The 13,917-nt window shown below is 71.6% G+C and carries 12 protein-coding genes and 1 tRNA gene; 5 read left to right on the forward strand and 8 right to left on the reverse strand.

The annotated features are described in order from the left end of the window. The first annotated feature begins 125 nt into the window (after positions 1-125). The 4 genes from tmk (ACZ6RC_RS21185) to ACZ6RC_RS21200 all read left to right on the forward strand — a co-directional run bounded on the left by tmk (ACZ6RC_RS21185) (position 126) and on the right by ACZ6RC_RS21200 (position 6,754). Positions 126-3,533: a dTMP kinase gene (gene tmk / locus ACZ6RC_RS21185; protein WP_469585368.1), complete on the forward strand. Its 3,408-nt coding sequence runs from the start codon at positions 126-128 to the stop codon at positions 3,531-3,533. Between the two features lie 187 nt (positions 3,534-3,720). Then, a complete protein-coding gene (locus tag ACZ6RC_RS21190; protein ID WP_469585371.1) occupies positions 3,721-4,923 on the forward strand; it encodes a DNA polymerase III subunit delta' in 1,203 nt (400 codons plus the stop codon). Between the two features lie 147 nt (positions 4,924-5,070). Then, positions 5,071-6,606, forward strand: a complete 1,536-nt coding sequence (locus tag ACZ6RC_RS21195) for an alpha/beta hydrolase (RefSeq protein WP_469585373.1) — start codon at positions 5,071-5,073, stop codon at positions 6,604-6,606. A 74-nt stretch (positions 6,607-6,680) separates the two neighbouring features. Then, positions 6,681-6,754, forward strand: a tRNA-Thr gene (locus tag ACZ6RC_RS21200). A 44-nt stretch (positions 6,755-6,798) separates the two neighbouring features. On the opposite strand, the gene ACZ6RC_RS21205 is transcribed toward ACZ6RC_RS21200, so the two are convergent. Beyond that, on the reverse strand, positions 6,799-8,421 hold the full coding sequence (locus ACZ6RC_RS21205) for a tyrosine-type recombinase/integrase (protein ID WP_469585375.1): 1,623 nt from the start codon (positions 8,419-8,421) through the stop codon (positions 6,799-6,801). Between the two features lie 6 nt (positions 8,422-8,427). Next, positions 8,428-9,138 (reverse strand): helix-turn-helix domain-containing protein, encoded by a 711-nt coding sequence (locus ACZ6RC_RS21210; protein ID WP_469585377.1) that lies wholly within the window; start codon positions 9,136-9,138, stop codon positions 8,428-8,430. A gap of 116 nt (positions 9,139-9,254) precedes the next feature. On the opposite strand from ACZ6RC_RS21210, the gene ACZ6RC_RS21215 reads away from it, so the two are divergent. Beyond that, positions 9,255-9,494: an integrase gene (locus ACZ6RC_RS21215; RefSeq protein ID WP_469585380.1), complete on the forward strand. Its 240-nt coding sequence runs from the start codon at positions 9,255-9,257 to the stop codon at positions 9,492-9,494. A 72-nt stretch (positions 9,495-9,566) separates the two neighbouring features. Here the strand turns inward: ACZ6RC_RS21215 and ACZ6RC_RS21220 are convergent, their stop codons facing one another. The 6 genes from ACZ6RC_RS21220 to ACZ6RC_RS21245 form a co-directional block, all read right to left on the reverse strand. Continuing rightward, entirely contained in the window at positions 9,567-10,010 is a 444-nt protein-coding gene (locus ACZ6RC_RS21220; protein WP_469585383.1) for an NUDIX hydrolase, read from the reverse strand. Beyond that, positions 10,007-10,663, reverse strand: a complete 657-nt coding sequence (gene tmk / locus ACZ6RC_RS21225) for a dTMP kinase (RefSeq protein ID WP_469585386.1) — start codon at positions 10,661-10,663, stop codon at positions 10,007-10,009. Before tmk (ACZ6RC_RS21225) ends, ACZ6RC_RS21220 begins: the two co-directional genes overlap by 4 nt. Beyond that, positions 10,660-12,156 carry a B12-binding domain-containing radical SAM protein gene (locus tag ACZ6RC_RS21230; protein WP_469585390.1) on the reverse strand — a complete coding sequence of 499 codons (1,497 nt, stop codon included), beginning with the start codon at positions 12,154-12,156 and terminating at the stop codon, positions 10,660-10,662. The genes tmk (ACZ6RC_RS21225) and ACZ6RC_RS21230 overlap by 4 nt, the downstream gene beginning before the upstream one ends. After that, positions 12,116-12,955, reverse strand: a complete 840-nt coding sequence (locus tag ACZ6RC_RS21235; protein WP_469585392.1) for a DNA glycosylase family protein — start codon at positions 12,953-12,955, stop codon at positions 12,116-12,118. Before ACZ6RC_RS21235 ends, ACZ6RC_RS21230 begins: the two co-directional genes overlap by 41 nt. Next, positions 12,952-13,428 carry a hypothetical protein gene (locus ACZ6RC_RS21240; protein WP_469585395.1) on the reverse strand — a complete coding sequence of 159 codons (477 nt, stop codon included), beginning with the start codon at positions 13,426-13,428 and terminating at the stop codon, positions 12,952-12,954. The genes ACZ6RC_RS21235 and ACZ6RC_RS21240 overlap by 4 nt, the downstream gene beginning before the upstream one ends. 276 nt (positions 13,429-13,704) lie before the next feature. After that, positions 13,705-13,911, reverse strand: a complete 207-nt coding sequence (locus ACZ6RC_RS21245; RefSeq protein ID WP_469585398.1) for a DUF397 domain-containing protein — start codon at positions 13,909-13,911, stop codon at positions 13,705-13,707. Between the last annotated feature and the right edge of the window lie 6 nt (positions 13,912-13,917).

Genomic DNA, 13,917 nt, shown 5'->3' on the forward strand with positions numbered 1-13,917 from the left:
CGTCGGGTACGCGGTGCACCGTGCATGGTGCCGGTTTCGTGGGCGTCCGGCTCCCTTCAGCTCCTCTCCGACGTTTGTTCGGGCGGGGGACACAGGGAGTGAAGGCGTCCGGATAGGGTGGACGGATGACGCGAGCAGAGCAGCCAGACTCCGACGTCGCCCTTGTCGCGGACTCCCGCGAGCGTGCCGTACGCGCCCTTCTTCGCCATCAGCCCCTGCGCCGCTTGTGGAACGCGCAGTTGGTCGGGGGCACAGGCGACGCCCTCGCCCTCCTCGTGCTGGTGCTGTTGGGGTATCAGGCCGCGGTCTCCGAAGGGGCCCTCGGCGGCGGATACCGGGGCGCCGCGTTCGCCGTCGCCGCGGTGGTCGGCGCGAGACTGCTCGCGGCGGTGCTCTTCGGCGCCGTACTCCTCGGTCCGCTCACCGCGCTGACCGCGCCCGCCGGCCCGCTCGACCGGCGCTGGACCATGATCGGCGCCGACGGGGTGCGCCTCGCGCTGCTCGTCGTCGCCCCGCTGTGGATCGTCTGGACACCGGACAAGGCGCTGTGGTTCCTCCTCGGGACCGTCTTCGTCGCCGGCGCGGCCGAGCGCCTGTGGACCATCGCCCGGGAGGGCGCGGCCCCCGCGCTGCTGCCCGCCCCGCCGCCGGAGGGCGCCGCCGTCCGGCCGCTGCCCGACCACCTCGACGCGCTGCGCCGGCTCACCCTGCGCACCGGATTCCTCGCGGTCCCGGCGGCCGCCGCCGTACTGCTCGTCGCGACCCTGATCGGGAACCTGCTGGCCACCGGCATCGAGTGGTTCTCGGCACACCAGGCCGCCCTCGGCGCGTACGTCGCCGCCGGCCTGTTCGCCGCCTCCGTCTCCGTCCTGTACGCCATGGAGCTGCCCGGCGGACAGACCCCGCGGCCCCGTTCGCCCCTGGAAGGCCTGCGGCGCTCCGCCGCGGAGAAGGGACGCACGGGCGCCCTGCCGCTGCTCGTCCTCGCCTGCGCCACCGTCGCCGGAGCCGTCACCGCCGCCGCGGCCGTCGCCGTCCTGCACGCCCACGACCTCGGCGCAGGACCCGTCACCTTCGCGCTGCTGATCCTCGCGCTCAGCGGCGCCACCGCCGTCGGCATCCGCACGGGCGGCTCCGTCCTCCCCGCGCTGTCCCGCCGTCGCCTCCTCGCCCTCGCGATCACCGTCACCGGGATCGCGCTGCTCGCGATGGGCCTCGTGCCGGACACGGCGACCGTGCTGTTCCTCGCCGTCCTCGTCGGATACACGAGCGGTGTCGCCGCCCACACCGGCCACACCCTCGTCGACCAGGAGACCGAGGACGCCCGCCGCCCCCGGATCACCGAGCACCTCCAGGCGGTCGTCCGGGTCGCCATGGCCGTCGGCGCCCTCGCCGCACCCCTGCTCGCCGCCGCGATCGGACCGCACCGGCTCGCCTCCGGCGACTTCGTCTTCGCGCACGGCGGCGCCGCCTTCACCCTGATGCTCGTCGGCGCGCTGCTGCTGCCGGTCGCGGCCCTGGTCCTCGCCAAGACCGACGACCGGGCCGGCGTCCCGCTCCGCCGCGACCTGCGGGACGCGCTGCGCGGCGCCGACCCCGTGCAGGCCCCCGCCGCGAACGGCTTCTTCATCGCCCTGGAGGGCGGCGACGGAGCCGGCAAGTCCACCCAGGCCGAGGCGCTCGCGGAGTGGATCCGGGCCAAGGGCCACGAGGTCGTCGTCACCCGCGAGCCCGGCGCGACCCCCATCGGCAAGCGGCTGCGGTCGATCCTGCTCGACGTCTCCTCGGCCGGCCTCTCGAACCGCGCGGAGGCGCTGCTGTACGCGGCCGACCGCGCCGAGCACGTCGACTCGCTGGTCAAGCCCGCCCTGGAGCGGGGCGCGGTGGTCATCTCCGACCGCTACATCGACTCGTCCGTCGCCTACCAGGGCGCCGGCCGCGATCTGTCGCCGACCGAGATCGCCCGCATCAACCGCTGGGCGACCGGTGGTCTCGTACCGCACCTGACGGTGCTGCTCGATGTCGCGCCCGAGACCGCGAGGGAACGGTTCACCGAGGCGCCGGACCGGCTCGAGTCGGAGCCGCCGGAGTTCCACGCGCGCGTGCGGGCCGGTTTCCTCGCGCTGGCCGCGGGCGACCCGGGCCGGTACCTCGTCGTCGACGCCGGCCAGGAGCCCGAGGCCGTCACCACCGTCGTACGCCACCGCCTCGACCGGATGCTGCCGCTGTCCGAGGCCGAGGTGAAGGCCCAGGAGGAGGCGCGCCGGAAGGCCGAGGAGGAGGCCAGGCGCAGGGCCGAGGAAGAGGCCGCGCGCAAGGCGGAGGAGGAGCGTCTGGAGCGCGAGCGCCAGGAGCAGCTCGCCCGGCTCCGTGCCGAGGAGGAGGAGCGCAAGCGCCGCGAGGAGGAAGAGGCGCGGCAGCGCGAGGCCGAACGGCAGGCGGCCGAGGCACGCCAGCGGGCCGAGGAGGCCAGGCTGGCCGCCGAGGAGGAGCGCAGGCGGCGCGAGGCCGAGGAGAAGGCCCGCCGCGAGGAGGAGGAGCGCCGCCGCAGGCAGGCCGAGGAAGAGGCCCGGCTGCGCGAGGAGGCCGAGGAGCGCCGCCGCGAGAAGCAGCGCAAGGCCGAGGAGGCGCTGGTCAGGGCCGAGGAGGCCCGGCGTCTCGCGGAGGCCGCCGCAGCGAAGGCCGCCGAGGAGGCGGCGCGCAAGGCCGCCGCTGAGGAGGCGGAGAAGGCCGCACGGGAGGCCGCCGCCCAGGCCGTCGCGCGGAAGGCGGCACAAGAGGCCGCTGCCGAGAAGGCGGCCCAGGAGGCCGCCGCGCGCGAGGCCGCGCGTGCCGCCGCCGCGGAGCAGGACGCCGCCCGGGAGAAGGCGGCGCGTGAGGCCGAGGCGGCCCGGAAGGAAGAGGCGGCTCGCGAGGCCGCTCGGCGGGCCGAGGCGGCGGAGGCCGCCGAGGTGTCGCCGAACGAGGTCACGGTGCCGACGCCGATCGTGAAGCCCGAGGACCCGCGGGTCGGTGGCGCCCGTTCCGGTGCCGGGGCGCGCCCGGCCGACGCCGCCCCCGCCGACGCCGCTCCCTCCGGTGACGTGCGGCCCGACGAGGTCACGCAGACCGTGCCGAGGATCTCGCCGAACGAGATCACCGTCCCCACGCCGATCGTGCGCCCGGAGCCGGAGGACGTCCGGCCCGAGGAGCAGACGACGGTCCTGCGGCCGGTGCGGGAAGCCGACGAGACCGCCGTGCTCCCGCCCGTACGCGACGCCGACGAGACCGCCGTCCTGCCGCCCGTACGCGACTCCGGTCCGGCCGACCGGGTGCCGCCGGGGTTCTTCCGTGACGAGCGGCCCGCGGAGCCCTCGGCCGGCGCGCAGGGCGCGAACGACCGGACGCGCGAGCTGCCGCAGCTCGACGAGCAGGGGCGCCCGCGCCGCCGCTCGGACTGGGCGGAGGAAACCCCGCTCGACGACCTGCCGACGCTGGCGGACGAGCTGCTCGGCCCGCACGACGAGGAGGACGACGGCAGGCGCCGCCGCTAGGGGGTGTCGTGTCCGGAGGGGAGGGACGGAGCTGCTCCGTCCCTCCCCTCCGTCGTGTCGCGTCCGTCGTGTCCCCTTCGTCGTGTCGTGTCGCGTCCGTCGCTCCGTGCCGTGCCCGCCCCGTCGGCGGGCGGGGCCCGGTGTCAGTCAGGTGCTCCACAATGGAGGGCGTACCTGAGGAGGGCACATGGCCGTATGGGACGACCTGGTCGGACAGGCGAAGGTCGAGGAGCAGCTCGCCGCCGCCGCGCGGGACGCCGACGCGCTCGTGACCACCCATGCCGCCGGCGGACCGGACCCCGAGGCGTCCAAGATGACCCACGCGTGGCTGTTCACCGGCCCGCCCGGGTCCGGCCGGGCGACGGCCGCGCGGGCCTTCGCCGCCGCGTTGCAGTGCGTCAGCCCCGACCGGGCCCTGGGCGGGGCCCCGGGATGCGGATTCTGCGACGGCTGCCACACCGCGCTCGTCGGGACCCACGCCGATGTCGAGGTCGTCCGCACGGACCTGCTCTCCATCGGCGTGAAGGAGACCCGTGAGCTGGTCCGCCGCGCGCAGCTCTCGCCGGCGGGCGGCCGCTGGCAAGTGATCGTCCTGGAGGACGCCGACCGCCTCACCGAGGGCGCGGGCAACGTCATCCTGAAGGCGGTCGAGGAGCCCGCCCCGCGCACGGTCTGGCTGCTCTGCGCGCCCTCCCTGGAGGACGTCCTGCCGACCATCCGCTCCCGCTGCCGCCATCTGACCCTGCGCACCCCGCCGGTGGAGGCCGTCGCCGACATCCTCGTCCGCCGCGACGGCGTCGAACCGGCCGCGGCGCAGGCCGCCGCCCAGGCCACCCAGGGCCACATCGACCGCGCCCGCCGGCTGGCCACCGACGAGCGTGCTCGGGCCCGCCGCGCCGTCGTCCTCAAGCTGCCGCTGCGCGTCGGGGACGTCGGCGGCTGCCTCAAGGCCGCCCAGGAGCTGATCGACGCGGCCGGCGAGGACGCCAAGGAGGTCGCCGAGGAGGTCGACGCCAAGGAGACCGAGGAGCTGAAGGCCGCCCTCGGCGGCGGACAGGGCTCCCGGATGCCGCGCGGCACGGCGGGCGCGATGAGGGAGCTGGAGGAGCGCCAGAAGCGGCGCAAGACGCGAACCCAGCGCGACAGCCTCGATCTCGCCCTCACCGACCTCACGGCCTTCTACCGCGATGTACTGACCCTCCAACTGCGCGCCAGGACGCCGCTGGCCAACCAGGACGTACGCGACGCGGTGGAGCGGATCGCCCGCGACACCACGCCCGAGCGGACCCTCCGCCGGATCGAGGCGGTGCTGGCCTGCCGGGACGCCCTGGAGCGCAATGTGGCCCCGCTGCTCGCGGTGGAGGCGATGACGATGTCGCTGCGCGACTGAGCCGCGCCCGAGCCCCGCGCACCGGCCTTCGCGCCCCGCGCACCTGCTTGGAGACGCGGAAGCGACGCGGAATCCCGGACGGCGGGTTATCCACAGGGAACGGACCCGATTGGACACGCTCCGTATATATATGGATACGCTCCGGGCATGGACTCCAGGCGTTTCCTCCTCACCTCCGCCACGGCCCTCACGGCCGCCGCGCTGATCCTCTCCGGCTGCACCGGCGGAAGCGACGCGGCCGCGCCCGGCTCGGCGCCGGACCGCAGGGCGTCGGTCGCCGGCCTGGAGCGGTTCTACGCCCAGAAGCCGGTGTGGCGCGCGTGCGGAGTCCCGAAGTTCGAGTGCGCCACGTTCCGCGCCCCCCTCGACTACGCCGAACCGGACGGCGCGGAGATCAAGCTCGCCGTCTCCCGGGTCAAGGCCACCGGCCCCGGCAAGCGGCTCGGCTCGCTGCTGGTCAACCCCGGCGGACCCGGCGGCTCCGCCGTCGGCTACCTCCAGGGCTACGCGGGCATCGGGTACCCGGCCCCCATCCGCGCCCGGTACGACATCGTCGCCGTCGACCCGCGCGGGGTCGCCCGCAGCGAGCCGATCGAGTGCCTGACCGGTCCGCAGATGGACGCGTACACCCAGGTCGACCAGACGCCGGACGACGCCCGGGAGACGGCCGCGCTCGAAGCCTCCTTCAAGGGGTTCGCGGAAGGCTGCGAGAAGCGCTCGGGGAAGGTCCTGCCGCACGTCTCCACGGTCGAGACGGCCCGGGACATGGACATCGTGCGAGCCGCCGTAGGCGACCGGAAGCTGACCTATGTGGGGGCGTCGTACGGCACGTTCCTCGGCGCCACCTACGCCGAGCTGTTCCCGGACCGCGCCGGGCGGCTGGTCCTGGACGGGGCGATGGACCCCTCCCTGCCCGCCGTCGACCTCAACCGCGACCAGACCGCGGGCTTCGAGACCGCCTTCCGGTCCTTCGCCGCGGACTGCGTCGCGAAGCCCGACTGCCCGCTCGGCACCACGTCGGTCGCCGCCGCCACCGAGAAGCTCAAGACGTTCTTCCGCACGGTCGACGCCAAGCCGCTGCCGACCGGGGAGAGTCGCCGCCTCGGGGAGTCGCTGGCCACGACCGGCGTGATCGCCGCGATGTACGACGAGGGCGCCTGGCCGATCCTGCGCGAGGCCCTCACGAAGGCCGTCGGCGGCGAGGGCTCGGGCCTCCTGGCCCTGGCCGACAGCTACTACGAACGCGAGCCGGACGGTTCGTACGCGAACCTGATGTTCGCCAACGCCGCCGTGAACTGCCTCGACCTCCCGGCCTCCTTCACCGGCCCCGCCGCAGTCGAGGGGGCGGTGCCGTCCTTCGAGAAGGCCTCCCCGGTGTTCGGCGAGGGCCTCGCCTGGGCCGCCCTGAACTGCACCTACTGGCCCACCCCCGCCACCGGCCGCCCCCACCGCATCACCGCCGCCGGCGCCCCTCCGATCGTCGTCGTCGGCACCACCCGCGACCCGGCCACCCCCTACAAGTGGGCCCGCTCCCTGGCCGACCAGCTCGCCTCGGGCACGCTGCTGACCTACGACGGCGACGGCCACACCGCCTACGGCCGCGGCAGCGACTGCATCGACACCGCGATCAACACCTACCTCCTGGAAGGCACCGCCCCCGAGGACGGAAAGCGCTGCTCATAGGGGTGGTCGGAGCACCCCTCGAAACTGTGTAGACTTGGCGAGGCCGCTGCGCCCACCATGGGAAAGCACGGCATGCCGCCTTAGCTCAGTTGGCCAGAGCAACGCACTCGTAATGCGTAGGTCTCGGGTTCGAATCCCGAAGGCGGCTCTAGAGGAACCCTAGGACTCACTCGCCGTGACCTGGGGTTTTTCTTATGCCCCGACGAGACGGGGGCGGAACGCGATGATCTTCGCACCCTCATGTGAGGCCGTCGTGAGGCCATCCTGCTCGTTTGCCTGCTCGACCGCCCTTTGCGCGGGCAGTCGAGCCGCCCCGCGCGGGACCATGGCGGCGGTCGCCTCGGCGGCCTCGGCGGCGGCCTTGGGCATGACCGACTGATAGATGTCTCGGGTGATCCGGCTGTCGCTGTGTCCGAGGGTCTCGGACACAATCTTGACGTCGACGCCGGCGGCGAGCATGAGCGAGGCGGCGACGTGCCGCAGATCGTGCAGCCGGATCGGCGGCAACCCAGACAGGTCGACGAGCCTCTCGAACTGGTCGGTCAGCCAACCGGGGTGAATCCGCTCCCCGTCCTCCTGGGTGAACATCCGACCCGACTCGATCCACGCGGGCCCCCACTGGCAGCGCTCGGCGGCCTGCTTGGTCCGGTGCGCTTCGAGCACCTCGGCGGTGTACTCGTCGATCGAGAACACGCGCTCGCCGCTGTCGGTCTTGGGCAGGCTCTCTACGACCTCCCATCCGTCCTGTACGAGCTGTGTGGCAATGGTCATCGTGCGGCTTGCTGTCGAGTAATCGGCCCACCGGACGCCGCACGCCTCGCCGCGCCGCAGACCCCGGAACGTGATCAGGTGGAACAGCGGCAGCAGTCGGTGCTTCGACTCGGCGAGGAAGTCGAGGAACTGTCCGGCCTGCTCCGGTGTCCAGACCATGACCGCCGAGGGGCGCTCGCCGGTCCGCACCCATGCGTCGACCCGCTCGGGCGTCCACACCATGGCCTTGGGCCGCTTGGCCGAGGTGAGTTCGACGTACGAAGCGGGGTTGAAGGTGATCGCCCCGCGTGCGATGGCGGTGTTCAGCGCAGCCCGCAGCGTGTCGCGCACGTGCTTCTGAGTCGACGGTCCGGTGATCCGGCGGAACGGCGGCATCGCCGCAATGGCGTCCTTGAGGAACTTCCGTCGGCCGCGGTTCTCCACTCCCTTCCACGGGATCGTTTTCAGCTCGTCGAGCGCCGCGCGGCGCTGCATGTTCGCGTCATGAATGTCGGCGTTCGTCTCGGCGATCCCGGCGAACATCTCGTCGAGGTGCTGCACCGTGAGGCGGTCGAGACGGATGTGCCCAATCCTCGGTTTCAGGTGGCACCTGATGTCGACCTCGTACCGGGTCTCACCGCTCTTACGGAGCGCCTTCTTACCGGCGAGCCACGCGTCGAGCCACTCGGCAACCGTCATGTGCTGAGTCAGAGACTGCCCGGTCGCGAAACGCCGCTTCGTCTCGTCGTAGTCCGGGATGTCCTCGCCGCTCGCCGACACCGTTTCGAGCAAGTCGGCGATGCGGCGGCGGCCCTCGGGGTCGGACTTCTTGTCGGCGATGTCGAGCAGCGCCGCAAGCGCGTTGATGTCCGTCTGGGCGTCGCCCTTGGTCTTGTACCCGCTGCGACGGAAGCGGCGTCGGGTGCCGTCCTCGCGTGGCGGCAGTTCCTGAACCAGGCTCCAAACCCCGTGCGTTCGCTGCGCCAGCTTCTTGCACGCTGCGCCGAGCTGCTTGTCGGTCTTCGGATCACGGCATCCGCAACGCTTGGTGATCGTTCCGTTCATCTCGTCCTATTCCTCTGCTGTGACTGAGTCGGGGTTGTCGAGCATGTCGAGCCCCCTCATGTCCTCGATCAGGTGACGTCGTAGGGCGGGGACCTTGAGCCCCGCGCGCACCATGTCGTCGATGTGGCGTGCGAGTTCTTCGAGACGGTGCAGATAGTCGGTCTCTGCCTCGGCATCACCTCCCTTCGCTTGGTTGGTCTCCGTGCGCAGATACGCCCTGTGGACGGCCGTGAGCCGCCGCTCGAACTCGGGGTACAGAGACGCGGGATAGGCCGCTGTGGCCCACGCTGCGGCCCACGCTTGCCCTGTTCCGGCGATCTGCCGGGAGTCGACGACGTACCGCCCGTCGATGGGGCCGTCGAGCGTCGGTGTCGCCTCGCCGGTCATCCACTGCCACACCGTGTACGGGTCGCGCGGGTCGGCGGTCGGAACGGTGGGCACTGCTGCCTCACTCCCGAGGGGGAGCAGCAGGAGCAACGGGGGCGTGGCGAGGGCGAGTCCGAACACGAGCAGCTCGTCGGCAGACACCGGGCGGCGTTTCCTGCCCTCACCGCCGGACCGGCCGGTCTCGATGCTGACAATCACGGCGTACGTGAGGTCAGGACGCCCGAGGCGGGCGCACTCGGCGGCGAGGTCGTCCCGGCTCATGCCGAGGCGCTCGCGGTGCCGGCGGATCTGTGCGGCGATGACGTCGCCCGCTGACCGGTAACTGTGCATATCGCAAAGCTAGCTTTGTTGGTTGCAAAGCGCCAGCCTTGATCGTACGTTGCTGATCTAGGCACTACTCGGCATCAATGGGCCGACGTGCACACCGATGTCACAGGGGGCACAGGATGAGCACCACAGAGCAGGGGATGACACACCGCGAGCTGATGACGCTTCCGGTCGCCGTCCCGCTGGAAACCGCGAACCGCGCGCTCCACCTTGGACGGACGACCGGCTACCACCTCGCCCGGACGGGCCGGTACCCCGTGCGCGTTCTGCGCCACGGGCGCGCCTACAAGGTGTCGCGCTACGACCTGCACCGGCACCTCGGGGTCGAGGCGGAAGCACCGGCGGACGGCGGAGCGTAGTCAAAACGACTCCGCCCGCCGGGCCTCGGGTGAGCGGCGCCGACGGGCGGAGACGTACGGGTTGGTGGAGGGTTACGACCAACCGTGCTCGGTGAGCTGCTCGCCGCCCTTGAGGTAGCCGAGCAGCCCGGCGGCGGGGTACTCGATGATGTCCTCGGGCAGCTCGTGCACCGACCACCACCGCAGGTCGAGGCACTTCTCGGGCTCGCGGTTGACCGGCTCGCCCTGCCACAAGGTGGCCAGGAAGAACAGGCCGATTCGTTCGGTCTCGGCATCCTGCTTGTGGTGCACGACGTGCACGAGCCGCAGGTGCTCGGGGTCGACCTCGACGCCGGTCTCTTCGCGCAGTTCGCGCGCGGCGCCCACCGTGAGAGGCTCGCCGGCGTCGAGCTTGCCCGACGGGGCGTGCCACCGGCCGTAGCCGTACGGGCCCCCGCGCTGCGACAACAGCACCTTGTCGCCGTCGCGCAGGATCACGTGCGTGTCGATCACGGGGGTCGCGAGTGCTGCGTTCATGAGTTCACCGTGGGGTCGTCGTGCTTGCTGGGGTTCTCGACGCTACCCCCGGACGGGGGCAGGGCGTCGGCGATTCGCTTCGCTACATCCGTAGGGGTGGCGTCGGTCGAGTCGAGCACGAGTGCCTCGACGCCGAGGGTCATCAAGGTCTGCGCCGCCTCGCGGTAGAGCTCGACCTCTCGGCGGGGGCCGGTTGGGTCGTCGTGGAACCGGTGGCGCTTCCCGCGCTCGGCGAGCCGGGCGGCGATGGTCGCCGGGTCGGCCGTGAGGATCACGGCCAGGTCGGGCAGCAGGATGTGCCGGTTCAGTGCGAGCACGAACGGCTCTGGGACGCCGTCGAGCTGTTGGAGGACGAGACTCGACGCGAGGTAGCGGTCGCAGAGGACGGTGTCGCCGGCCTTGAGCATGGGGACGAGCTCGACGTCGATGTGCTCGTACCGGTTCGCGGCGACGAGACAGGCGAGGGCGCGGCCGTGAATGTAGTTGGCGTTGGCGCGGGTGAAGTCGCCGAGCTCGCTCGTCGAGGGTTCCGTCGTGGTGTGGACGCTGTCGCCCCGGTCGGCGAGCAGACGTCGGAGTTCGGCGACCGTGGTGGACTTCCCGACGCCGCTCGGCCCGTCGATGGTGACGAACATCCCCGCGTACTTGGTCACGCGGCGGCCCCCAAGAGGTTCCGGTCGTGCTGCTCGCGCGTGAGCATGGCGAGCGTGGCACGCAGCTTGGGGAGCGGGACCGTGCCGAACTGGACGCCGACCGAGAAATTGAACTCGTCGCGGGCGCGCATGGACTCGTCGGCACCGTCGGCGGTGAGGTCGACGTCGGAGTACGCGAGCAGGGCGTCGGGGTTGTGCCCCTCGGCGGTCAGCTTCGTCCAGATCGGCGTTCCGGGGTAGGGCCGGAACTCGAACACACTCGCCCGGAACTTGCCGGCGCCGTACCGGTCGGCGGCGCTCCACAGGTTGTGGATGTGGCGCACGGTGGCGTCGAGGTCTTCCTGCTCCTCCCCGGGATACCCGAGGATGAAATACCCCTTCACACCGATGCCGCGCGCGAGCAGGCGCTCGGCGACCTGCTCGGTCATCTCCGCCGTGATGCGCTTGTCCATGCCCGCGAGGACCCGGTCGCTCCCCGACTCGATCCCGAGGGCGACCTCGCGCAGCCCGTTCGCCTTGAGGGTGTCGAGCATGTCGTCGTCGAGCCGATCGAACACGTTGATCCGCCCCGTGGCGTCCCACACGTACCGGTCACCGATCCGGTGCCGGGTGAACGCCTCCATCTGCGGGACGATCACGCGTTTCGCGCCGAGGAACAGGTCGTCGACGAATCGGTACGCGGTCGTCCCGTAGGTCTCGTACAGGTGGTCGAGCTCGTCGACGATGCCCTCGGGTGACCGGGGACGGATCTTGACGTCGGGGTTCGCCGAGACGGCTGCGCCGCAGAATCCGCAGTCGTACGGACACCCGCGCGAGCCGACGATGTTCGCCTCGATCCGGCCGTCGTCGGCAACGTACGGGTCTTGCGGCAGGAACTCGCGGTTCACGAGCGGCAGGGTGTCGATGTCCGGACTCAACCAGTGGGCCGCCTTGTCGCGCGCGATGCCGGCGGCGTGCGTGCCGAGCAGCCGGTCGCGCCACATGACCCCGGGCAGTTCGGCACGCCGTCGCTCGTCGGCCAGGAGCGCGGCGACCCGGGGCTCGCCCTCGCCGATCACCAGGGCGCGCAGGTTGGTCATGCGAGGGTCGTCGAGGATGCGATCGGGCATCGCGCGGGCGTGGTGCCCACCGACCATGAGCGCGATGTCGGGGTCGAGCCCGGCGGCGATCCGGGCCGACATCTCGTACGTGGGGGCGAGCAGGTTCATCCCCACCCACCGAGGCCGAATGCCGTTGATCAGACGGGCCGTCGCCTCGACGCCGAGCCCGTGCGCCTCGGCGTCCAGTACACCGACGTTGAAACCGCCCTGCTGCGCGTACGTGGCGATGTAGGCCATCCCCAGCACGGGCAGCGTGTAGTCGTTGGTCCGGGGACGCAGGGCGTAGTCGCGGAGCGGCGCGTTCACGAACAGGGCGTCGAGCTCCCGGTTCGGGTCGGTGCCGGCGATCAGGTCAGAGGTCGCTCGGGTGTCCTCGGCGGCCGTTAAGGTCATTGCTCCCCCACGTGAGAGTGAACAGGGTCAGGGCGTGCAGTTGAGGGCGAACGGGCGCCCACCGGCGCCACATGGCCTCGAACTCCGGTTCTTTGGCGGGGAATTCGAGACCGGGGGCCGCCTTCCGGGCCCACGTGCGCACGGCGAGATCGCCGTGCGGGTAGATCGAGAAATCGCCGGTGAAGTCGGCCGCGGCTGCGCCCGCCGTCCACGGGCCGATACGGGGCACCCCGACGAGCTCTTTGATCAGGCTCTCGGGGTCGAGCGTTGCCCAGTGCTCGCCCCGGTCGAGGTACGCCTCGGCGGCGGCACGCAGGGCCGTGCGGTTGAACTTGGTCCCGACGGCGGCGAACCCGTCGTCGGAGAGGCCCAGCACCGTCTCGGGGGACGGTACGAGCGGAAAGTCGCCGGCCATCGTGACGATCGTCCGCCCGTACGCGCCGTAGAACGCCCGGTGCTTCCGCAGGGCCTGCTTCGCACTTACGACCTGGCGGAGGATCGCCGTCGTGATCGAGTCCCACAACGAGGGGTTGTTGAGGCGGGCGACCGTTCCCAGGCTGACCAACTCGGCTAGCAACGGCCCCGCTTCCCTCGGCGCTGGCAGCTCGATCGGCGAGGTGTAGGCGGGGGTCGGCTGCTCGGCGGCGCCGTCCCCCTCGATGGGCCAGAGGGCGAGGTGCGCGTTCGCGTTGTTCCACAGGGCGAGCCACACGGTCCCGCCGTGCTCGACGAGACGGGCCCGATCGCCGTCGGCCGTCGTGTGCCATCCGGGGTGTTCGGTGATGATCTTCGTACTCATGAGCTCAATTCCGGTCGTGAGGTGCGGATGTGGGGTGGTACGTACGTGGCGTGCGTGCGTAATTCGAGATAGCGCACGGGAGTCACTTGCCACTCGGCGACCGCCCCGGTCCCCAGTACCACGGTGAGGCCGCAGTGCCTACCGGAGTTGAGCAGAGCGAGGGCGTGCCGCCATCCGCTTTCGGCCCACTCGACCGTTCGCTCGATCTCGTGCGGGTTCATGCCGAACACGTGCGCCGTGCGGACCTGTACGCGAAGCAGGCGTATCGCGTCACGGGAGGTAGGCAGCACTCGCGGGGCCGCGACCGGTGCGGCCCGGTGTGCGGTCTGCGAGCCGTACCGCAGCACCTCGAACAGAAACCCATGCGCGACAGATGCCTCGGCCGGCTTGGTGAAGGTGGGCAACCTTGCCCCGTTGACGGTGATCACACCGGCTGACGCGCCCACGGTCTTACCCTCCGGATCGAGTGACATAGTTGCCCCCTGTCGGCAACGCCGTGCAAGCGTGCCAGCAGGGGGCAACCCTCGGGGGTTCTCCCCAACAGGCTTGCTAATAGGGAGATTTCCGCACTTCCGGGCACGGTCCTGCCGAGATCGACCCGTCGGTGCGGCGCAGAGTGACCGTACTGCTACGTGGTGGGGTGGGCAAGTGTGCACCGGGGCATACATGCCGCCGGGGCCGGATTGGCATATGCGCGTGCCCCCCGACCCAAGGGGCCGGGGGGCACGGTTGCTACGCGACGGCGAGTGCTAGCTGAGCAGGTGGTCGAACTCGCCCGCCTTGACGCCGGCGATGAAGGCGGCCAGCTTCTCGCGGGTCGTGGTGACCTCGACGCTCGGATCGTCACTCTCGCGCATCTTGATCGCGCCGTCCTTGTCGATCCCGAGCTCGACGCAGTTCTCGCCGCCGCCCCCGGAGAAAGACGACTTCTGCCACTTGATGGGTGATGCGCTCATTACCTG

The organism is Streptomyces sp. NPDC048353, from assembly GCF_055587165.1.